This is a genomic window from Methylotetracoccus oryzae (genome assembly GCF_006175985.1).
In the GTDB taxonomy this organism is placed as follows: domain Bacteria; phylum Pseudomonadota; class Gammaproteobacteria; order Methylococcales; family Methylococcaceae; genus Methylotetracoccus; species Methylotetracoccus oryzae.
Map to the genome: position 1 here is coordinate 15,810 of NZ_SRSH01000023.1, position 21,259 is coordinate 37,068.

15 protein-coding genes are annotated in these 21,259 nt (G+C 64.1%); 9 read left to right on the forward strand and 6 right to left on the reverse strand.

Going from position 1 to position 21,259, the window contains the following annotated elements; translation table 11 throughout:
* Window positions 1-126 precede the first annotated feature (126 nt).
* Window positions 127-1,497, reverse strand: a complete 1,371-nt coding sequence (locus BWR02_RS18445) for a GH1 family beta-glucosidase (protein WP_139559384.1) — start codon at window positions 1,495-1,497, stop codon at window positions 127-129.
* A 379-nt stretch (window positions 1,498-1,876) separates the two neighbouring features.
* Between BWR02_RS18445 and BWR02_RS18450 the strand changes: the two genes are divergently transcribed.
* On the forward strand, window positions 1,877-4,441 hold the full coding sequence (locus BWR02_RS18450; RefSeq protein WP_139559385.1) for an EAL domain-containing protein: 2,565 nt from the start codon (window positions 1,877-1,879) through the stop codon (window positions 4,439-4,441).
* A 142-nt stretch (window positions 4,442-4,583) separates the two neighbouring features.
* Window positions 4,584-5,486 carry a cation diffusion facilitator family transporter gene (locus BWR02_RS18455; protein ID WP_201276322.1) on the forward strand — a complete coding sequence of 301 codons (903 nt, stop codon included), beginning with the start codon at window positions 4,584-4,586 and terminating at the stop codon, window positions 5,484-5,486.
* A 22-nt stretch (window positions 5,487-5,508) separates the two neighbouring features.
* Here BWR02_RS18455 and BWR02_RS18460 read toward each other — a convergent pair whose 3' ends face one another.
* The 3 genes from BWR02_RS18460 to BWR02_RS18470 form a co-directional block, all read right to left on the reverse strand.
* Entirely contained in the window at window positions 5,509-9,753 is a 4,245-nt protein-coding gene (locus BWR02_RS18460) for a DEAD/DEAH box helicase (RefSeq protein WP_139559387.1), read from the reverse strand.
* A gap of 137 nt (window positions 9,754-9,890) precedes the next feature.
* Window positions 9,891-11,681 (reverse strand): aspartate--tRNA ligase, encoded by a 1,791-nt coding sequence (aspS, locus tag BWR02_RS18465; protein ID WP_139559388.1) that lies wholly within the window; start codon window positions 11,679-11,681, stop codon window positions 9,891-9,893.
* A gap of 93 nt (window positions 11,682-11,774) precedes the next feature.
* On the reverse strand, window positions 11,775-12,077 hold the full coding sequence (locus BWR02_RS18470) for an FmdB family zinc ribbon protein (protein WP_139559389.1): 303 nt from the start codon (window positions 12,075-12,077) through the stop codon (window positions 11,775-11,777).
* A 147-nt stretch (window positions 12,078-12,224) separates the two neighbouring features.
* On the opposite strand from BWR02_RS18470, the gene pyrC reads away from it, so the two are divergent.
* Window positions 12,225-13,286, forward strand: coding sequence for a dihydroorotase (pyrC, locus tag BWR02_RS18475; RefSeq protein ID WP_139559390.1), 1,062 nt, complete (start codon window positions 12,225-12,227; stop codon window positions 13,284-13,286).
* An 18-nt stretch (window positions 13,287-13,304) separates the two neighbouring features.
* On the opposite strand, the gene BWR02_RS18480 is transcribed toward pyrC, so the two are convergent.
* Window positions 13,305-14,117 (reverse strand): MlaA family lipoprotein, encoded by an 813-nt coding sequence (locus BWR02_RS18480; protein ID WP_139559391.1) that lies wholly within the window; start codon window positions 14,115-14,117, stop codon window positions 13,305-13,307.
* Between the two features lie 253 nt (window positions 14,118-14,370).
* Here BWR02_RS18480 and rnt point away from each other — a divergent pair, with 253 nt between their 5' ends.
* On the forward strand, window positions 14,371-15,024 hold the full coding sequence (gene rnt, locus BWR02_RS18485) for a ribonuclease T (protein ID WP_139559392.1): 654 nt from the start codon (window positions 14,371-14,373) through the stop codon (window positions 15,022-15,024).
* Here the strand turns inward: rnt and grxD are convergent.
* Entirely contained in the window at window positions 15,021-15,332 is a 312-nt protein-coding gene (grxD, locus tag BWR02_RS18490; RefSeq protein WP_139559393.1) for a Grx4 family monothiol glutaredoxin, read from the reverse strand. The two genes, rnt and grxD, sit on opposite strands and share 4 nt — an antisense overlap.
* 240 nt (window positions 15,333-15,572) lie before the next feature.
* Here grxD and BWR02_RS18495 point away from each other — a divergent pair, with 240 nt between their 5' ends.
* The 5 genes from BWR02_RS18495 (at window position 15,573) to argE (ending at window position 21,259) form a co-directional block, all read left to right on the forward strand.
* Window positions 15,573-16,748, forward strand: a complete 1,176-nt coding sequence (locus BWR02_RS18495) for an aspartate aminotransferase family protein (RefSeq protein WP_139559394.1) — start codon at window positions 15,573-15,575, stop codon at window positions 16,746-16,748.
* Window positions 16,749-16,755: 7 nt separating this feature from the next.
* Window positions 16,756-17,655, forward strand: a complete 900-nt coding sequence (argF, locus tag BWR02_RS18500; protein WP_139559395.1) for an ornithine carbamoyltransferase — start codon at window positions 16,756-16,758, stop codon at window positions 17,653-17,655.
* A 158-nt stretch (window positions 17,656-17,813) separates the two neighbouring features.
* On the forward strand, window positions 17,814-18,350 hold the full coding sequence (locus BWR02_RS18505; RefSeq protein WP_236102420.1) for a TIGR04211 family SH3 domain-containing protein: 537 nt from the start codon (window positions 17,814-17,816) through the stop codon (window positions 18,348-18,350).
* A 48-nt stretch (window positions 18,351-18,398) separates the two neighbouring features.
* Window positions 18,399-20,096 (forward strand): dihydroxy-acid dehydratase, encoded by a 1,698-nt coding sequence (ilvD, locus tag BWR02_RS18510; RefSeq protein ID WP_139559397.1) that lies wholly within the window; start codon window positions 18,399-18,401, stop codon window positions 20,094-20,096.
* Between the two features lie 5 nt (window positions 20,097-20,101).
* Complete coding sequence (argE, locus tag BWR02_RS18515; protein ID WP_139559398.1) at window positions 20,102-21,259, forward strand: acetylornithine deacetylase; 1,158 nt, start codon at window positions 20,102-20,104, stop codon at window positions 21,257-21,259.

The following is a 21,259-nucleotide window of genomic DNA, read 5'->3' on the forward strand; positions in this document are numbered from 1 at the left end:
CCATCTACGGGCCAGCTCAGGGCGCCAAATGACTTGCGGCAATCCCTCGCCCTGCCTTCCGAGACTGAGGATACCGGGTGGGAGAATTCGCCAGAGCGGCCCGGCGTCTGCTGGGAAATTCCCAATCTACAAATCCGGCAGACTTCGTCCCCGGGACGCGATGACCTCGGCGTAGAACCGGGCGCTGTCCTTCAACACACGCTGCTGGGTCGCAAAGTCCACACCGATGATTCCGAAGCGCTTCGCATAGCCGTACGACCATTCGAAGTTGTCGAAGAGCGACCAGACGAAGTAGCCGCGCAAATCGACGCCATCGCGCAGCGCGCCTTGGGCCGCCTTGAGGTGATCGCGCAGATAGGCGATGCGCCGGTCGTCGACGATGCGGCCGCCGGCCACCGGGGGATCGTTGAAGGCGGCACCGTTCTCGGTGACGTACAGCGGAAGGTCGCCATAGCGGCGCTTGACCCAGCGCAGCACCGAACCCAGTCCTTCGGGATAGACCTCCCAGTCCATCTCCGTGTGTTCGGAACCGTCCTGACGCACCCGCGAAACGCCGAAGAAATCGCCTGCCGGGTCATCGCAAACGACACTCCGGCTGTAATAGTTGATGCCGAGAAAATCGATGGGCTCCTGGATCAGCCGCATCTCCTCGGCCGGGAACAGCGGCCAGGCGTTGCCGAAGGCTGCGGCCAGTTCTTCCGGATAGCTGCCGAGAAACACGGGGTCGAGGAACTGACGGTTCATGTAGGCGTGGGCTCGCTCCATCGCGGCGATGTCCGCGGTGTCACTGCTGGCGGCATGCTTCGGCTCCAAATTGACGACCAGTCCGATCTGCCCCGGCCGCCCCTCGGCGCGGAAAGCCTGGACCGCGAGTGCGTGCCCGCGCAGCAGCGTGTGTGCCACCCGCGGCACGGCGTGCGGTACCGCCTGCCCTGGTGCGTGCGCTCCCGTCATGTAGGCGCCGTCCACGACCACCCACGGTTCGTTCAGGGTCGACCAGAATGTGATGTGCTCGCCGAGTTGCCGAAACATCTGGGCTGCGTAGTCGGCGAACCAATAAGCGCAATCAGGATTTGTCCACCCTCCGCGAGCCTGCAAGGCCGCCGGCAGATCCCAGTGGTACAGGGTGGCGAAGGGCTGGATGCCCCGTTCCAGCAGTCGCTCGGCCAGTTCGCGGTAGAACGCCAGCCCCGGCTCGTTGAGGCGCCCCCGCCCCTCCGGCATGACCCGGCTCCAGGCGATGCTGAAGCGATAGGAACGCAGACCGATCTGCGCCATCAGCTCGATGTCGTCGCGAAAGCGGCGGTAATGGTCGCAGGCCACATCACCGGTATCGCCACCGGCGATGCGGCCCGGCTGCCGGCAGAATTCGTCCCAGATGCTGGGACCTGCCCCATCCGCGAGCGGTGAGCCTTCGATCTGATAGGCGGACGTCGCCGCGCCCCATAGAAAGGTCTCGGGGAAACCCGCGGCACTACCGTTGGATTCGTCGTTCACGCTGCTGCTCCCATCGGGTCGAGATCATCTGAAAATGGCCGCGAACGGGTTCGTCCGACCAACGCGCCCGGGCATCCGAACGCTTCGGTTTCTCGTACCGCGCCCACCGGACAAATCGAGCGGCGCATAACTTACCTCGCGGCGGGAGCCGCCGGCAAACGTTGCGCCGTTTGCAGAACTGCCAACGCTTCCCGCGGCCGGTGCCCTGGCCTGCCGCAAGCCGGCGCGAAATTACTAAGCTTCTGATCGAGCCAGCGAGTCGAGGTTACTCACACGAGGCAAGTCGAATCTTCCTTCCTCGTCGCAACGCCCCGAAACAGCGCCCGGCCCTCGTGACCAATACCGGTTCAGGTTGTTACTTCCAAGCCGTGTGAACGCCATGCCCGCCATCATCAACCGCATCCGAAAAGCCGCCAGCCGCAGCATCAGCACCAAGTATTCACTGGTCTTCGCACTGCTGGTCAACGTCACCGTCACGGTCATTCTGGTATCGGCCGGCCTGATCACGTTCAGCCAGTTCGAAGCCATACGCTACCAGGTGCAGGATGCCGTGGCGAAGGCGCAGGCACTGAACGAGGAGCGCGAGCTACGCCGGACCGGATCCTATCTGAGTCATCGTTTGCGCGAGCCCCTGGCGCAACAGGATATGCGCAAACTGAACGCACAGATCGAGGAGGTTGCCACCTGGCTGCCGATCTCCTCTTTCCTGATCATGGACCCACAGGGCCGGATCCTGACCGATGGCACTTCCCAGAACCCGAAGCGGCTCCAGAAAGAAGCCCTGCCGGACAACCTGCGTCAGAAGCGCACGGTTTCGACCGTGGGCCACGACGGCCGTGAACTCGCCTTTGCGGTCGGCGAACCGGGCAACACGCTGGGGTACGCCAAGCTCACGCTGGAAGGCTTGAACACCTCATCCTCATTGGAGGCCCTCGACCTCCGACTGTCTCAATTGTGGAATTCCTACGCCGCGTTTCTGATCGGCATCGGCGCGATCGCTTTGGCTCTCGTCCTTTGCCTCGCCGTGATTCTGGTGTTCTTCCTGTCCCGTTCGCTCGTCAAGCCGCTGCACGAAATGATCCAGGCCGCCCGTGAGTATGCGATGGGCAATCTGGAAACACAGCTTGCCGTCCGTTCGGACGACGAACTGGGTCAGCTGGCACAGTCCCTGAACATCATGGCAGCAGACCTCAGAAAGACCGGTGGACTGCTCACGAGTGCCCAGGAGATCGCAAACCTGGGCAGCTGGGAGTGGGATGCCGAGACCCGGGAGCTGAGCTGGTCGCGACAGGCCCTGCGCATCCTCGGCTATCGTTCGGCAAGAGGCAAACCGGATCTGCGCGATCTGCTCCGCCGGGTCGTCCCTTCCGACCGCCGTCAGTTGACGGAAGTCTTCCGGCGGGCAGGGTTACACCCCATGGCTGTGGACTTCGTGTTCAGGCGCCTGGACGGCACGCTGCGCACGCTGCGGCTGCAGGGTAAGGCGCTGCACGATGCCACCAACAAGCGTCCGTGCTGGACCGGCACGCTGCAGGACGTGACCGAGCGCAAGGCCGCCGAAGAAACGTTGAATTACATGGCCAATTACGATGCACTCACCGGACTGCCGAACCGCAACCGTTTCCAACGGCGCCTGCAGGATGCGATCGCCAACGCCGAGGTCCGCGATACCCGTTTCGCCTTGCTGTTCCTCGATCTCGATTCGTTCAAGGGGATCAATGACGCGCTCGGCCATGCGGTCGGGGACGAAGTGCTGAAAATCGCGGCGAACCGCTTGCGGCAAACCATCAGGGAAAGCGACACGGTCGCGCGGCTCGGCGGGGACGAGTTCACCGTCATTCTCGAGAACATCGGCGATCACCGCGATGTCGCGCTGATCGCCGAGCGGATTGCCGACACGTTCTCGCATGCCTTCGTCGTGGGAGACCGCGACCTCGGCACGTCCTGCAGCGTCGGCATCACGATGTACCCGGACGACGGCACGGAAATGACAGATCTGCTCAAGAACGCCGATATCGCGATGTACCGGTCCAAGTCGGAGGGACGGGGCCTCTACCGCTTCTTCACTCCGGAGATGAATCGCGAAGCCCAAGATCGCCTGGCGCTGGAGAACCAGCTGCGCGCCGCCGTCAAAAACCGTGAATTCGAGCTGCATTACCAGCCGCAACTCTCCCTGGAGACCGGCGAAGTGCTGGGCGTCGAGGCTCTGGTGCGCTGGCGGACGGAAGTCGGCCTGGTGCCGCCCGCAAAGTTTGTCCCCGCGCTGGAACAATCGGGAATGATCGAGGAACTGACGCCCTGGGCCTTTCTGACAGCCTGCCGCCAGGTTCGTGCCTGGCGCGACTTGGGTTTCCCGGACTTTCGTATGGCGCTCAACCTCTCGGCACGCCAGCTATCGCAGACGAATTTGCTCGCCGTGATCGACGCGGTGCTCCGGGAAACCGGCGTCGCAGCGCGGAATATCGAGATCGAGGTCACGGAAAGCGTGCTGCTGGACCCGGAAGCGATCAACGCCACCGCGCGCGAACTGCTGGCGATGGGCATTCACCTGACCATCGACGATTTCGGTACCGGCTATTGCTCCCTGAGCTACCTCAAACAACTCTCCGCGGACGCACTCAAGATCGATCGGTCTTTCATACAGGACATTCCGTCCGACCAGGACGACGTCGCCATCAGCTCGGCTATCATCAATCTGTCCCGCAGCCTCGGCCTGGTGGTCGTTGCCGAGGGGGTCGAGACCCCGGAGCAATGGGAGTTCCTGCAACGGCAGGGCTGCAACCTGATGCAGGGCTTCCTTGCCAGCAAGGCGCTCTCGGCGGACGATTTCACCAAGTGGCTCAGGACCTCGTGCCGACAGATCGGCGGTCGGTTCTACTGGAACTTCTGTCCGACCCCGTCGCGCGACGCGAAACCCCCGATGGCGCTGGTCTCCGGCGGCTGATCTCACGGCCGCCCCCCTCCTCATGCCTGTCAACCTGACGCGGGAAGTCGCATAATCTTGGGCTTTGGAGGGGAAGGAGTGGGACTCCGGCCCGTTTTTCTCGACTGCGACGGCCATGGCGGTCGCCCGTTCACGACACTCCGTGCAAGCGAACACAACACGCACCATACTCTATGCCCTCGGCGCCAATGCAGCCATCGGTGCCGCCAAACTGGCCGCGGCGCTGTTCACGGGCTCCAACGCGATGCTGGCCGAAGCGGTACACAGCTTCGCGGACTGCGGCAACCAGGTTCTACTGCTGGTCGGCAGTCATCGTGCCAAGCGCCCGCCCTCCCCCGACTATCCGCTCGGCCATGGCAAAGCGGTTTTCTTCTGGTCGTTCGTCGTCGCGCTGATCCTGTTCAGCATGGGCGGCCTGTTTTCGATCTACGAAGGCTGGCACAAACTCCACGCGACTCAGGGCTTGCAGTCGCCCTGGGTCGCGCTGGCAGTGCTGGGCTTCAGTATCGTCATGGAGATTTATTCACTGAGGGCCTGTCTGGCGGAGGTCCGCAAAGCCCGTCAGGGCCGCACCCTGTGGCGCTGGTTCCGCGATTCGCGGCAGAGCGAGCTGATCGTCGTCCTCGGAGAAGATCTCGCCGCCCTGTTCGGCCTGGCGTTCGCCGCAGTGGCCGTCATGGCAACAATCGCGACCGGCGACCCGATCTATGATGCACTCGGCAGTATCGCCATCGGCGTGCTGCTCGTGGCCGTCGCCATCGGTGTCGGCCTCGAGGTCGTAGGCCTATTGATCGGGCAGAGTGTCGACCCCAAGTCCCGGCAAGCCATGGAGGATTTCGTGCGATCCCATCCGGAGATCGACGCGGTCTTCAATCTGATCACCCTCCAGCTTGGCGACGAGGTCATGCTGGCAGTCAAGGCCCGCATGGTGTCGCACGACTCGGCTTCGGAGTTGATCGCTGCCATCAACCGCTGCGAGCGTGACCTGCGCGGCGCATTTCCCCAACTGCGGTGGATATTCTTCGAGCCGGACAACGCCGACTGAATCCGGCCGATCCGGCTTCCGCTCAACGCTTCGACTCATCCTCGCGCCAACCCGGCACACGTTCGGACGGCCGGACGCCCATCTCATCGGACCCAGCACCATCGCCGAGCAATCGCATCTCCCCTTCCCGATCGCCCATGGCGACCGGCACACCGCGCCGGAAGACGATCCACCGGCCAAGACCGCTGGGTATCCGCGAACCGGGAAACAGGATACCGACCAGATTCAGCGGGTCCGCTGCGCTGATGACGATTTCGCAGTCATCGCGTTGGCGACGCACGACCTGCAGACCTTCAACCGCCTCCGGCAACGCAAACTGCTCACCGTGGCGGGAACTTACGAACCGCCCTCCACGCACCTCACCCCGAGCTTCCAGCCGGCGGAGAACCGGCAACAGATCGGACCATGCCGGCAACGCGGTTTCTCGCGCGCACAGATCCCGGAAGACGACACCGTAACGCTGCAGCAATTTGTGCGCGAGGTAGGTCAACCCTTCATCGTGGCCGACATCACCCGCCTGCCCCGCTGGCAGTTCACCGAGGAGGGACCAGCGTCCAGCGTTTTCCAGCCCCCAACTGAGGCCCTGGAAGCGTTGCTTCTGGGCGGCGGGAACCAGCAGGCCGCGCAGGCCGGAAAAGCCGTCGGAACTGACCAGCCCGGCAGCCACCAGTTCGCCCAGCGCGGTTTCAGTGGAAGCGCCGGCCAGACCGGACCGTTCGACCAGTTCGTCGTAGAACAGGGCACCGTGCACCTCGAGCACATCGGTCAGCACTGTGGCTTCGCCGGACAAGGCCACCCTTGCCCCGGCCGCTCCCCGGCGCCAATAAGGGGCGTGTCGGCGGCTCGTCAGTGCGATGGGCGTGGACCGGATCGGCAAGCCGGCGTTGCCCTGCCCGGGCCGCAAGCGCAACCATCGGCACCGCCCCGACTGACAGAGCTGATCCAGCCAATGCGGCTCATAGGACTCCATCCTGACGGGCAGCAGATCGGCCTCCCAGGCCGCTGCCGGCGCCTCCCAGCCTTCGAGCTTTCCGACGAGTCCAGCCAGAGCTTCAGGGCCGCGCAGCTTCGCATCCGGATGCACGTGCTGCCAGCGCGTCAGGAAACGCCAGTAGTCGGCGGGCGATACCGGTTCGACGGAGCGCCGCGCGGCCGTCAGGCTGCGCCGGTGCATCCGCCCGAGATTGATCCGATCGCACCATTCGAAGCCGACCGCACCGGATGTGAAACGGCCGCAAAACACGGCGCCCTGGTGCTGTAGCCGAGCCAGCGCAGCGGCAACGCGCGCAGACGGCAGCGCCAGCGCCTCCGCCAGCTCATACTCGGTGACGGGACCGAGGATGCCGAGCCGGGCTTGCAAGACTAAGGTCAGCGCCTCCTCCGGATCACCGGCGCCGCCCTCTGCGGCCTCCTTCGCTGCGTAGATCGCCGCGAACTGCGGGGCCCGCTCCGCCGCGAACCAGAGGCTGTCTCCGGACGGAAGGATTAGCCGACGCACGCGGCCCTGATGCGCCAGCTCATCAAGCAAGGCCCGCCACGTCGACGCAATATCCTGCGAATCGAGCAGAAACCCCGAGGAATGGAGCACGTCATGCAGTTCCTCCGGGCTGCGCGCAGCCGGCCAGACTTCCCGCCGCACCTGCTCCACCACTGCCGTACCCAGAATTCCATGATCCTCAGCCGTCACCGGCTCCAGCCAGCGCCGCATGGCCACGGCGCGGGTGCGGCGTTCCTCGAGCGGCGCGCCGTCCAGGAAGCTGTACACCCGCGCATTGACGATCTCGGCAGCCAGCGCCGAGGGCTCACTGACATCGCGGCATTCGAACGCAATCGCTCCCGTCTCGATGTCGGACAGCACCTGGACCAGCCGCTCGATGTCCATCGCCTCGGTCAGGCAATCGTGTATCGTCTGTTGGACCAACGGGTGATCCGGCACCTGGCGGTCACCAACAATGTTTTCCAGACAGGCCAACTGGTCGGGAAAGACGCCGGTCACCAGGTCTTCGGCCTGCATCCGCAACAGATGCGGCGGCGTCTTGCGTCCGGCATGAAAACGTCGGATAGCGAGTGAGATGACGGCGTTCCAGCGCCAACGAACCGTAAACATCGGCGCATCGAGCAAAGCCTGCACGAGGATGTCCCGCACCATGCCCGGCTTCAGGAAATGCCGCACATCCTCCAGCGGAAAGCTCTGCGAAGTCCCCAGCGACAGGATCAGCGCATTTTCGTTGGCGGCGGCCTGCAGTTCGAAGTTGAAGGTGCGGCAGAAGCGCTTCCGCAACGCCAGTCCCCAGGCGCGGTTCACACGGCTGCCGAAGGGCGCGTGCACGATCAGCTGCATGCCCCCGGAGGTATCGAAAAAGCGTTCCACGACGATACGGCGCGCGGTCGGCAGCACGCTGCCCAGCACAACGCGCGCCGCCGCCAGGTAATGGCCCAACTGTTCCGCGGCGCCGCCGGAGACGCCGCTCTCCTGAGCCAGCCATTCAACCGCCCCTGGCAGTCCCGCCGTCGTCAGACGCTCCTCGACCGCTTCGCGCAAGCGGGATACCGCGGCCGAAAGCGCATCGGTGCGTCCTGGAGCTTCGCCGAACCAGAATGGAATGGTCGGAGGCTGACCCTCGGCGTCGGTAACCCGCAGTACATCCCCTTCGACTCCGAGCACGCGCCAACTCGTATTGCCCAGTTGGAAGACATCCCCGCGGACAGTCTCGATCGCAAAGTGCTCGTCCACGGCCCCGAGCAAGGAACCGCCGGGCTCCAGGATCACGCGATACTCCGCGGCGTCAGGGATCGCCCCGCCGCAGGTCACCGCCGTCAGCCGCGCCGAGCGCCGCGGCAGGAGCCGGTGACGCACGCCGTCGCGATGAAGATGGGCACCGCGGGCACCGCGCCGGGTGCTATAGCCCTCCACCAGCATCTGCACGACCGCATCGAACTCGGCACGCGCGAGACTGCGATACGGATAGGCCCCGAGGATGCAGTGGTAAAGCTCATCCAGGGACCATTCCTCGGCCGCGGTCATCGCGACGATCTGCTGTGCGAGCACGTCGAGTGGCTGGGCCTGGATCGTCATCCGATCCAGCTCGCCGCGGCGGGCCGCCTGCATCAAGGCAATGCATTCGAGCAGGTCGTCGCGGGTGGTCGGGAACAGCCGCCCTTTTGGCAACCCGCCGGACCAGTGACCGGAACGCCCGACCCGCTGTATCAGGGTCGCGATCGACCCGGTGGAGCCGAGCTGACACACCAGATCGATCTGACCGACGTCGATGCCCAGTTCCAGCGAACCGGTTGCGACCAGCGCGCTCAGTTGGCCGCGCTTCAGGCGCTCCTCGGCACCGAGCCGCTGCTCGCGCGACAGGCTGCCGTGGTGCGCGCTCACGCGATCCTCACCCAAGCGCTCGGACAGGGCACGCGCGACGCGCTCGGCCAGACGTCGCGTGTTGACGAAGACCAAAGTCGTCTGGTGCTCGCGTATCAGCGCCGCCATCCGGTCATGGATCTCCCCGGCCGCCTGCTGCGACAGCACCGCTTCGAGCGGAACCTCCGGGAGCTCGATCGCCAGATCCAGGTCCCGGCGCCGGCCTTCGTCGATGATGACGCAGTCACCCGCGCCGCCGGTGAGGAAGCGGCCCACATCCTCGATGGGATTCTGCGTCGCCGAGAGACCGATGCGTGTCAGTGGCTGGCCCGCTAGCCGCGCCAGGCGTTCCAGCGACAGTGCCAGATGAGCACCGCGCTTCGACCCCGCGAGCGCGTGAATCTCGTCCACGATCACGGTGCGGACGTTGCCTAGCAGCCGCCGGCCGCCGGTACCGGTCAACAGCAGGTAGAGCGATTCGGGTGTCGTGACGAGGATGTGCGGCGGATGGCGGAGCATCGCAGCCCGAATCGCCGCGGGCGTGTCGCCGGTCCGCACCTGGGAACGCAGCGCAAAATTAGCGCCGCCCCGCTCGAACAGTTCGCGGTTGATACCGTCCAGCGGCTGCGCGAGATTCTTCTGGATATCGTTGCTGAGCGCCTTCAGTGGCGAGACGTAGACCACGCGCGTCTGGTCGGGCAACCCGAAGGCGTCACCCTCGCGCACCAGTTCATCGATGATGGCGAGAAAGGCTGCGAGGGTTTTGCCGGAGCCCGTGGGTGCCGCGATCAGCACATGCCGATGGCGCCCGATCGCATCCCAGGCGCGGCGCTGACAGGCAGTCGGTGACGCGAAGGCCTTGCCGAACCAGGCGTCGACGGCGGGATGGAAGCGGGCGGGAAGCATGGGAATTCCTGAACGCCGTCACGCCGCCGGACACAGCGGACCCGAGACCGCCACCGCCGAACCTCGGCTATCCGCGGCGTCCGCCGAGCGCGGCGAGCCGGGACCGACCCGGAACGCCGCACCCACTGCGCCCGCCGTCAAGTCGGGGTGGCAGGCGCTTCGGGCGGCTTGCGCAGGCGGATCCCCAGTTCGCGCAACTGTGCGTCGGTGACGACGGCCGGCGCATCGATCATGGGGCACCAGGCCGACTGGGTCTTCGGGAAGGCCATGACTTCGCGGATCGAGGACGCGCCCGTCATCAGCATCACGAGCCGGTCCAGACCGAAGGCCAGCCCGCCGTGCGGCGGCGCCCCATAGCGGAGCGCCTGCAACAGGAAACCGAACTTTTCGTTGGCCTCTTCGGCCCCGATGCCGAGCAACCGGAACACCGTATTCTGCATTTCCATCCGGTGGATACGGACCGATCCGCCGCCGATCTCCATACCGTTCAAGACCATGTCATAGGCTCGGGACAGGGCGCGCCCCGGATCGGCCTCGAGTTCCTCGAGCGAGCACTTGGGCGCCGTGAACGGATGATGCAAGGCGCTCCAGCGCCCCGCCTTCTCGTCCCATTCGAACATCGGAAAATCGGTCACCCACAGCGGACGCCAGCCGGGCTCGACCAACCCGCGGTCCTGACCCAGCTTGACGCGCAGAGCACCGAGTGCTTCGTTGACGACACTGGCCTTATCGGCCCCGAAAAAGATCACGTCCCCCGTCGCCGCCTCGGTGCGATCGAGAATATCGCAGACCACGGACTCCGGCAGGAACTTCAGAATCGGCGACTGCAGGCCGGACATCCCCGAGTGGCGATCGTTGACCTTGATGTAGGCGAGACCCTTGGCCCCGTAGATCCCGACGAACTGGGTCAGATCGTCGATCTCCTTGCGCGACAGGTCGACCCCACCGGGCAACCTCAGGGCGGCGACGCGGCCCTTGGGATCCTGCGCCGGACCGGCGAAGACCTTGAATTCGACCGACTGCATCAGGTCACCGATGTCGACCAGTTCCAGCGGGATGCGCAGATCCGGTTTGTCGGAACCGAAGCGCGCCATCGCTTCCCGGTAGGTCATCCGGGGGAAGGGGTCGGGCATCTCGAACCCGAGCACGTCGCGGAACAGTTCGCGAATCATGCCTTCCAGCAGCAGCGTGATCTGTTCCTCGTCCATGAACGAGGTCTCGATGTCGAGCTGGGTGAATTCCGGCTGACGGTCGGCGCGCAGATCCTCGTCGCGGAAACAACGGACGACCTGATAATAGCGGTCCATACCCGCCACCATCAGCAACTGTTTGTAGAGCTGCGGCGACTGGGGCAAGGCAAAGAAGGAATTCGGGTGGGTGCGACTCGGCACCAGATAGTCGCGGGCGCCCTCGGGCGTGGCCTTCGTCAGGAAGGGCGTCTCGATCTCGTAGAAGCCATGATGGTCCAGGAAATTGCGCAAGATCCGGACGATATCGCGCCGCATCCGCATGCGCTGCTGCATCAGCGGACGCCGCAGATCGATGTAACGGTAGCGCAGCCGTGTTTCCTCGTTGACTTCGGTCTCGCTCTCGACCGGAAATGGCGGAGTCTCGGCCTTGTTGAGGATCTCGAGACGCTTCGCCAGCACTTCGACCGTACCGGTCGGCAGCGTGGTATTGATCGTGCCATCCGGGCGCGAGCGGACGACGCCCTCCACGGCGAGCACGTATTCGCTGCGCGCGGTTTCAGCGATGCCGAATGCTTCCGGGCGATCGGGATCGAACACGATCTGGACGATGCCCTCGCGATCACGAAGGTCGATGAAGATCACGCCGCCATGGTCACGGCGGCGGTGGACCCAGCCACAGAGGGTTACAGTCTGCCCGAGGTGGGCGTCATTGAGTTGTCCACAGTAGTGGCTGCGCATGGTGACTTGGCCTACAACAAAACGCGTGATGGTACGATCTGGCGCGCGCCTAGGCAATAAACCGGCTGCGGCTGCGCGGCCGACAGCTTGACCTCAGCCACTGGTTCCAGACGACTTCTTCTCGGTCGCGCTGGCGGCCGGCTTGGACTCCTTGGCGCCGGATGAACTCTTGCTGTCGCCGCCGTCACCGACGAGGTTGCGCTTCTTTTCGCTGCCGCTCTTGAAGTCCGTCTCATACCAGCCGCCGCCCTTGAGCCGGAACCCGGCCGCCGAAACCAGCTTGGTCAACTGCGGCTGGCCACAGGCCGGGCAATCGACGAGGGGCGACTCGCTAACCTTCTGCATCGCCTCGAATTCGTGTCCGCAGGCGCGGCATTGGTACTCATAGATGGGCATCGGTTACTCACTCCGTATTTGGGAAACACCAGCAGAGAAGATGAAGTCTGGCAGGTCATTTTCAAGTCGCCGATTTGCCAGAAGCCCTGCGCTCCGGAAAAATGATGGCCGTGACCCAACGTCTGCACCACTTTGCTACCTGATGCGATGGACTCCCTGACCCTCATCCAGCCAGACGACTGGCACGTGCACTTCCGGGATGGCGAGCCGTTGGCGACCGTCGTGCGGCACACCGCGCAGCGCTTTGGCCGCGCCCTGGTGATGCCCAATCTCGTGCCACCGGTGACGGCCGTAGCCGAGGCGCGGTCCTACCGGGCGCGGATCATGGCAGCGGTACCCGATTTCCCCGACTTCAACCCCTATATGAGCCTGTACCTGACGCCGCGGACCACGGCTGCGGACGTACTTGCCGCGGCACAGGACCCTCAGATACTGGGTTTCAAGCTCTACCCGGCTGGCGCGACCACGCACTCCGAAGCGGGCGTTGCGAAACTGGAAGGAATCTACCCGATTCTGGAGGCGATGGAACAGTGCGGCGTCGCGCTGATGGTGCACGGCGAGGTGACGCAGGCCGAGGTCGACATCTTCGATCGGGAAAAGGCCTTCATCGATGACCACCTCGCGCCCATCACGGAGCGTTTTCCGGAGCTCAGGATTACCTTCGAACACATCACGACGCGCGAGGCCGTCGCCTTCGTCCGTGCATGCGGCCCAAGAGTCGCGGCCACCATCACGGCTCATCACTTGTTGTACAACCGTAATGCCCTGCTTGTCGGCGGCATCCGGCCGCATTTCTATTGTCTGCCGGTCCTGAAGCGCGAACGGCACCGCGAGGCGCTCGTGGAGGCTGCCTGCAGCGGCGACGCGAAGTTCTTCCTGGGTACCGACAGCGCACCGCACCCACACGGGCGAAAGGAAGCATCATGCGGTTGTGCCGGCTGTTACACGGCGTACGCCGCGATCGAACTGTATGCGACGGCATTCGACCGAGCCGGAGCGCTCCACCGCCTGGAGCAGTTCGCCAGCATCAGCGGGGCGCGCTTCTATGGGTTGCCGGTCAATGACCGGACCATCACCTTGCGACGAGAACAGGTGCCGACGCCCGATTCCTTCCCGTTCGGCGCCGATCGGTTGATCCCCCTCACCGCGGGCGAAACAGTCGCGTGGCGACTGTACGGCTCGAGCGGTGACGACCGACCCTCGCGGTAACGGCGAACTACCCCGCGATTATTTCGCGTCGATCGCGTCCGGCCCCGGCTGGTTTGCCTCTCGATTCAACTGCTCGTCCAGGCCTTCCAGTTCGAGATCGATCTGCTTTTCCAGATCCTCGTCAAGCGGCGGATTTCCGTCATGCACCAGATATTCGCGCTGCTGGAAATAGGCGTTCCGAATGAACTCGTACCGATCAACCGAGGCTTCGTCGGCGATCTTCGTGGCGCTCAGCAGGTCCGCGCGGGTATCCAGGGTGTTCAGCACGCCAACGCTGAAGGGCACGTACCAGGGCGAGATCCAGTTGATCGGATTGGCCACCGTGTTGCCGCCGACGCCGACGACGCCGCGCGGCGAACTCGGACCCAGCAGCGGCAGCACCAGATAGGGACCGGTCGGAAGCCCCCAATAGCCGAGCGTCTGGTCCAGGTCCTCGTTGCTTTTCGTCAGATTTACCTTCGACGCGACGTCGAAGAGGCCACCCAAACCGGCGGTGGTGTTGATCAGGAAACGACCGGTGTCTCTCCCCGACTGCAGGAACTTGGCCTGCAGCAAGTCGTTCGCAACGACCGCGATATCGTCGATGTTGTTGAAGAAGTTGGTCACGCCCTTGTCGACGAAGGTCGGCGTGATCCACTGGTAGCCGCGCGAAACCGGCTTCATGAAATAATCGTCCAAACGGTCGTTGAACGACTGGACCCCGCGATTCCAGCCTTCGAGAGGATCCCGGGGATCGTGCCGTGCAGTCGACGCGCAGCCCGAAACGACCAGGGCGACAAGGCTAGTGACTGCCACGCCGCGCAGTAGGCTCCCAATAGGGAAGTTGCTCATTGCAGTTGTTCCTTATTATTCACGTCAACGGGGGGGTATCCAGACAGCCACCAGCGCTGTGATTGCCATAGTCCCCCCGGCCGAGCGGACCCAGGCTCACAGCCACACCGGCCGAAACACCGCTCTGTTGTTCGAAGCTGCCCGAAGAGGCTGCTCGTCGTTGACCGCAGCCTGCTTTGCCCACCAGTCTGCAGCGTGGACCGCTGAAAATATAATGGTGCACAGCATTGCCGTCGAGAGGATTCAGGAGCCCATGCCCGCGCCCAGCGAAAAGATACCATTTTCACGGCGATTTCGCCGCTTCCTGCCGATCGTCGTCGATATCGAGACATCGGGACTGACCGCTCACCGCCACGCGATTCTCGAAATCGCCGCGGTAATCCCGTCAGCCGACGAGGCCGGACGCTGGCAGATCGGCGAGATTCACTCGGTACACGTCGAGCCCTTCGAAGGAGCCGAACTCGAGGCCTCGGCGCTGGCCTTCAACAGGATCGACCCGTTCCACCCCTTCCGTCTAGCGGTACCCGAAGCCTCGGCGCTGGAAGCCATCTTCGTCCCGATCCGCGCCGCGCTGGCCCGTTCGGATTGTCTCAAGGCCGTGCTGGTCGCGCACAACGCGGCCTTTGATCTCGCCTTTCTCAATGCCGCAGTGACACGGACGGGTATCGGGAAAAATCCCTTTCATACGTTCACCAGCTTCGACACAGCGACGTTGAGCGGCTTGATGCTGGGCCAGACCGCTTTGCCGAAGGCGCTGCGGGCGGCTGGCTTCGATTGGGACTCCGCGTCCGCCCACAGTGCGGCCTACGACGCGGAACGCACCGCCCGGTTGTTCTTCTGGATGGTCAACCGTTGGTCGGATCTGACTGCGCTCGAGCACTCCTCGGCGAGGGTACCCGTGGGCTAGTCTGCCTCGGGCAGCATCTTCTGCAGTTCGCCGCTCTGGAATAGCTCCATCATGATGTCGCTGCCACCGACCAGTTCGCCCCGGATGAAGAGTTGCGGAAAGGTTGGCCAACCCGATACCAGCTTCAGGTTTTCACGCACTTCGGGTTCTTCGAAGACATTGACGAATTCGTACCGCGCCCCGCACTGCTCCAAAATTTGCACGGCCCGGGCGGAAAATCCGCATTGGGGGAAGTCCGGCGTCCCCTTCATGTAAAGGATGACGGGAGTTTCTTCGACCTGCTTTTTGAGACGCTCAGTAATGTTCATGGGTACCTTCCTGAAGCAAAAACCTAGCGTGTTTATAGAAAAATGGCAGCCGTGCCGTCAAGCTCAGCCGGTTTGTTTTCCCCGCGGGCGCGATGCGCGTCCGTGCCACCGAGCGCATCGGCCTGTCCTTCGCTGCCGTTACGCTACGCTTGTCGGACCGTCCCCGGGTCGCATATAGTATTGGGCTGACCTACAGGCAGTCTAAAGACTGCCTTTTGCTTTTCATGAGGTTACGCATTAATGCCCAGTCAGGTGATGCCGACCTACGCCCGGCTGCCGGTGATGTTCGAACGCGGGGAAGGCGCGTGGCTGTGGGACAAGCAGGACCGGCGCTATCTCGACGCCATTTCCGGAATTGCCGTGTGCAATCTCGGTCATGCGCATCCCGCCGTCTTCGCGGCCGTTTGCGAACAGGCCGGCAAGCTCGTCCACACGTCGAATCTCTACCGTATCGAGAAACAGGAAGAACTGGCGCAGGAACTCTGCCGCGTCAGCGGGATGGAAAACGTCTTCTTCTGTAACTCGGGGGCGGAAGCCAACGAGGCCGCGCTGAAGATTGCGCGCCGCTACGGTCACTTTCGCGGCATCGACGAGCCGGCCGTCATCGTCATGGAGGGCGCCTTTCACGGACGCACGCTGGCAACCCTCAGCGCCACCGGCAATCGCAAGGTCCAGGAAGGCTTTGCGCCGTTGATGAGCGGCTTCGTGCGCGTGCCCTATGACGACATAGCGGCAGTGGAAGCGGTTGCCGACCCCAATGTCGTCGCCATTCTGGTCGAGCCCATCCAGGGAGAAGGCGGCATTCGTGTCCCGGCGGATGATTTCCTGCTCCAGCTACGGCGCATCTGCGACCAGCGCGAATGGTTGCTGATGCTGGACGAGATTCAGACCGGAATCGGCCGGACAGGCAAGTTCCTGGCCTATCAACATACCTTCGTGCGCCCGGACGTCATCTCGGTGGCCAAGGCCCTGGGCAATGGCGTACCGATCGGCGCGTGCCTCGCTTCCGGCGTCGCCAGCGAGATGTTGACGGCCGGCAAGCACGGCTCGACCTTCGGCGGAAATGCCCTGGCCTGCAGCGCCGCGCTTGCCGTGCTGAAGGCGCTGAGCCGTGACCAGCTGATCGAGCGGGCGGCGCGCCTGGGTGACCAGATCCGCGAGACACTGCGCACGGCTCTCGGCCAGCATGCCCACGTAGTGGACGTGCGCGGCAAAGGCATGATGATCGGTATCGAGCTCGACCAGCCCTGCGGTGAACTCGTGAGCCTGGCCCTGGAACGGGGCTTGTTGATCAACGTCACGGCCGACAGGGTGGTCCGACTGCTGCCGCCCCTGGTTTTTACCGAGGAACAGGCCCGTCTGCTCGCGGACGAGCTCAGCAAACTGATCGTCGGCTATCTCAAACTTACCGCATAGGACGCCGATGGCGGAGCCACGTCATTTCATCACGCTGCTGGACATCAGCGGCGCCGAATTCCGTCGACTGATCGACCGCGCTATGCAACTCAAGGCGGCGAGGGAAACCTACGAGCCCTTCAAGAACAAGGTGCTCGGGATGATCTTCGAGAAGTCGTCGACCCGCACGCGCGTATCGTTCGAGGCCGGTATGGTCCAGTTCGGAGGCGCCGCAATTTTTCTGTCGCCCCGTGACACGCAACTCGGGCGTGGCGAACCGATCGAGGATTCGGCGCGGGTGCTGTCGCGCATGGTCGATGTCGTGATGCTCCGAACCCATGTGCATGCGACTGTCGAGACCTTCGCCCAACACTCACGGGTGCCGGTAATCAACGGGCTGACCGACCGCTTTCATCCGTGCCAGTTGCTGGCCGACATGCAGACGTTCGTCGAACACCGCGGCGACATCGCCGGGCGCACGGTGGCCTGGATCGGCGACGGCAACAACGTCTGCCAGACCTACATCCACGCAGCGGAGTTGCTTGACTTCGAGTTGCGCATCGCCTGCCCACATGGCTACGAGCCGGAGCACGAACTGCTCACCGCCGCCGGCGATCGCGTCACGCTACTGCGCGACGCGCGGGAAGCCGTCCGCAACGCGGATCTCGTCGTCACCGACGTTTGGGCCAGCATGGGCCAGGAAGAGGAGCAAGGTGCGCGGGCCGCAGCCTTTCAGGCCTATTGCGTGGACGGGGCGCTGATGGCGCTGGCCAGACCAGACGCCGTCTTCATGCATTGTCTCCCGGCACACCGGGGCGAGGAAGTCACTGCCGAGGTGCTCGAAGGCCGGCAGAGCATCGTCTGGGACGAGGCGGAGAACCGCCTGCATGCCCAGAAGGCGCTGCTCGAGCTGCTGTTGACAGGCTGATCGATTCCGCTCCTTCGCCTCTGAAACGAGCAAAGGCTCCACTTCGAAAGCAGTTGATCCGCAATATGTCAGCTTCGACCCTCAGCCACGCGGGACCGCCGCTCGCGGGTCGATTGCGCCCCAATCTTTCGTCAATCTGTTGCGTGCTCCTCGGCTTCATGTCCCTGTGGTGCGACGCCGGGAGAGCAGCCCAGTCGGGCCCCGGAACCGCCCCTACCCCATGGGAGCCTGCTCCGTTCATTCAGCTTGCTGCGGCTGATTCGCACAAACCGGCCGGAAAGACAACCGCCCGACCGAAGGTTGACCCGCGCCAACAGCGGATCAACGAGCTGACCGAAGAGAATCGTTCGCTGAAGACGCAGATCTCCGCGCTGTCCGTGAACCGCGGCAGTTCGGGAGAATCGATCCCGGAGCTCGAAGCCAGGCTCCAGGAACTCCGGAACGAGTTGATGACGATTCGACAAAGCGCCGCCAACGCGCTCCAGATCCAGGCGGAACGCGATCATCTGCACGAAAGCGTGGTCAGGCTGGAGAGGGAACTCGAAACGGTGAAACGCGCCAAGGTTTCCCTGGAAGCCGACTCGCGGCAAAGCTGGTTTCTGGTCGGGGCCGGCGTGATGCTGGGCGGCATCGTGCTCGGCCTGATTTTGCCCCACCTAAGCTGGCGCAAGCGCAGCAGCTGGGATACTTTTTAGCCGGACAGCACCGGCAGTCACCTCTATGGCATTTCCCGGGAGACCGACTTGAGCAACGACAAACGCCGTGAATTCTCCGCCGAGGTCGTGGACGGCATGCAGCGCGCGCCGAGCCGCGCCATGCTGCATGCGGTGGGCTTCACCGACGCCGACTTCGCCAAGCCTCAGGTGGGCATCGCGTCGACCTGGAGCATGGTCACACCATGCAACATGCACATCAATCGCCTCGCCGACGATGCCGCCCGCGGCGCCGATAGCGCCGGCGGCAAGGCCGTCGTGTTCAACACCATCACGATTTCCGACGGCATCTCGATGGGCACCGAAGGGATGAAGTACTCGCTCGTTTCCCGCGAGGTCATCGCCGACTCCATCGAAACCGTAGTCGGTTGCCAGGGCTTCGACGGCCTCGTCACGATCGGCGGCTGCGACAAGAACATGCCGGGTTGCGTGATCGCGATGGCGCGCCTGAACCGTCCATCGATCTTCGTCTATGGCGGTACGATCCTCCCGGGCTGCCACGGCGAACGCAAGCTGGACATCGTGTCCGTCTTCGAGGCCGTCGGGGCCCGAGCGAACAACAAGATCGACGATCCGGAGCTGAAGGCTATCGAAGCCAAGGCGATTCCAGGTCCCGGGTCCTGCGGCGGAATGTACACGGCCAATACGATGGCCTCGGCGATCGAAGCGCTGGGCATGAGCCTGCCGGGAAGCTCGGCACAGGCTGCCGTGTCACCGGAGAAGACGCTGGACTGCGAGCGCGCCGGCGCCCAAGTCTTGAAACTGCTGGAACTGGGACTGAAGCCGCGCGACATCATGACCCGCCAGGCTTTCGAGAACGCGATCACGGTTGTCATCGCGTTGGGCGGGTCGACCAACGCGGTGCTGCACTTGCTGGCGATGGCCCACGCGGTCGACGTGCCGCTGGAACTCGACGACTTCACGCGCATCGGCCAGCGCGTGCCGGTGCTCGGCGACCTGAAGCCGAGCGGGCGCTATTCGATGGCGGAGTTGATCGAGATTGGCGGGATCCTGCCGCTGATGAAGATGCTGCTGGATCGGGGGCTGCTAAATGGCGACTGCATGACCGTGACCGGCAAGACCGTCGCCGAGAACCTGGCCGATGTCGCGCCCTATCCCGAAGGACAGGAGATCATCCGCCCTCTGACGCAGCCCATCAAGAAGGACAGCCATCTGGTCGTGCTGCGCGGCAACCTCGCGCCGGAAGGTGCCGTGGCCAAGATCAGCGGCAAGGAAGGGCTGCAGTTCACGGGTTCCGCCCGTGTATTCGACTGCGAGGAACTGGCCCTGACAGCGATCCTGGATGGCACCGTGCAGTCCGGCGATGTCATCGTGATTCGCTACGAGGGCCCCAAGGGCGGACCCGGCATGCGCGAAATGCTGTCACCGACCTCCGCCGTCATGGGGCGTGGGCTCGGCAAGGAAGTCGCGCTGATCACCGACGGACGCTTCTCCGGTGGTACGCATGGCTTCGTCGTCGGGCATATCACGCCCGAGGCCTGCGCCGGCGGACCATTGGCCCTGGTCGAGAACGGCGATACGATCACGATCGATGCCGAAACCCGCGAGCTGCGGCTGCATGTGGACCCTCAGGTTCTGACTGCACGCCTGGCTGCGTGGAAGGCCCCGGCGCCACGCTACCGGCGCGGTGTACTGGCCAAATATGCGGTATTGGTCGGCACTGCCTCGGAAGGCGCCGTCACCGACCGCGACCTGCCGCTGCGCTGACCCCGATGATCGTCCGGCCGCCCTCGGTACTGGACATGATGCGGGCGCTGATCGCGAGCCCCTCGGTCAGCAGCGCCGACCCGGCACTCGACCAGAGCAACGCCGGTGTGATTGCGCTGCTTGCCGACTGGCTGGAAACCCTGGGCTTTGCCATCGAGATCCAACAGATCAACGACCGCAAGGCCAATCTGATCGCGACGCTGGGCAGTACGGAAGCCATGGATGGCCTGGTGTTGTCCGGCCATACCGATACCGTCCCGTTCGACGAGGGTCGCTGGTCCACCGACCCGTTCGCCGGCGAGATTCGGGACGACGTGCTGTATGGCCTCGGCAGCGCCGACATGAAGTCGTTTCTGGCGCTCGCCGTGCTTGCGGCCAGCCGGCTCGACGCCCGGAAGCTGAAACGGCCGCTGGTCATCCTGGCCACCGCGGACGAGGAAAGCTCGATGTCGGGGGCCCGTCTGCTGGCCGCACAGCAGCGACGGCTGGGCCGCTACTGCATCATCGGGGAACCGACCGGCCTGAAGCCGATCCGGATGCACAAGGGCGTCATGATGGAAGCGATCGATGTCGAAGGGCAGTCCGGACATTCGAGCGATCCGGATCTCGGCGCCAATGCGATCGACGGCATGCACGCCATCCTGTGCGAATTGATCGAATGGCGCGAAGAGATCAAGGCCAAACATCACAATGCGGCGTTTCACGTGCCATTCCCGACCCTCAATCTCGGCTCGATCGCCGGGGGCGACAACCCGAACCGGATTTGTGGCCACTGCCGGCTGAACATCGATCTGCGACCGCTGCCCGGCATGCAGATGAGCGCGCTGCGTGAAGATCTGCAGCGGCGTGTGGCCGCCGCACTGACCCGCCACCCACGTCTGCGCGGATCGGTCGAATCGTTGTTTGCCGGGGTTCCGCCGTTCGAGACGCCAGCCGATGCGCTCCTGGTGCGCCGCTGCGAAGCCATCACCGGAGCCGATGCCGCAGCCGTGGCCTTCGGCACCGAAGCGCCGCTGCTGACGCAAACCGGACTGCAGACACTCGTTATGGGCCCCGGGCACATCGCGCAGGCCCATCAGCCGGATGAGTTCCTGCCGTTGGCGCATATCGATCCCTGCATCGCAATCCTCGAGCAGCTGATCGACGAGTTCTGCTTGCACTGA

What these genes read in the sequence shown, in the direction of transcription:
- BWR02_RS18450 (WP_139559385.1), top strand. Translation starts at nt 1,877, where the DNA reads ATGCCCGCCATCATCAACCGCATCCGAAAAGCCGCCAGCCGCAGCATC.
- BWR02_RS18460 (WP_139559387.1), bottom strand. Translation starts at nt 9,753, where the DNA reads ATGCTTCCCGCCCGCTTCCATCCCGCCGTCGACGCCTGGTTCGGCAAG.
- aspS (WP_139559388.1), bottom strand. Translation starts at nt 11,681, where the DNA reads ATGCGCAGCCACTACTGTGGACAACTCAATGACGCCCACCTCGGGCAG.
- BWR02_RS18470 (WP_139559389.1), bottom strand. Translation starts at nt 12,077, where the DNA reads ATGCCCATCTATGAGTACCAATGCCGCGCCTGCGGACACGAATTCGAG.
- pyrC (WP_139559390.1), top strand. Translation starts at nt 12,225, where the DNA reads ATGGACTCCCTGACCCTCATCCAGCCAGACGACTGGCACGTGCACTTC.
- BWR02_RS18480 (WP_139559391.1), bottom strand. Translation starts at nt 14,117, where the DNA reads ATGAGCAACTTCCCTATTGGGAGCCTACTGCGCGGCGTGGCAGTCACT.
- rnt (WP_139559392.1), top strand. Translation starts at nt 14,371, where the DNA reads ATGCCCGCGCCCAGCGAAAAGATACCATTTTCACGGCGATTTCGCCGC.
- grxD (WP_139559393.1), bottom strand. Translation starts at nt 15,332, where the DNA reads ATGAACATTACTGAGCGTCTCAAAAAGCAGGTCGAAGAAACTCCCGTC.
- BWR02_RS18495 (WP_139559394.1), top strand. Translation starts at nt 15,573, where the DNA reads ATGCCCAGTCAGGTGATGCCGACCTACGCCCGGCTGCCGGTGATGTTC.
- argF (WP_139559395.1), top strand. Translation starts at nt 16,756, where the DNA reads ATGGCGGAGCCACGTCATTTCATCACGCTGCTGGACATCAGCGGCGCC.
- BWR02_RS18505 (WP_236102420.1), top strand. Translation starts at nt 17,814, where the DNA reads ATGTCCCTGTGGTGCGACGCCGGGAGAGCAGCCCAGTCGGGCCCCGGA.
- argE (WP_139559398.1), top strand. Translation starts at nt 20,102, where the DNA reads ATGATCGTCCGGCCGCCCTCGGTACTGGACATGATGCGGGCGCTGATC.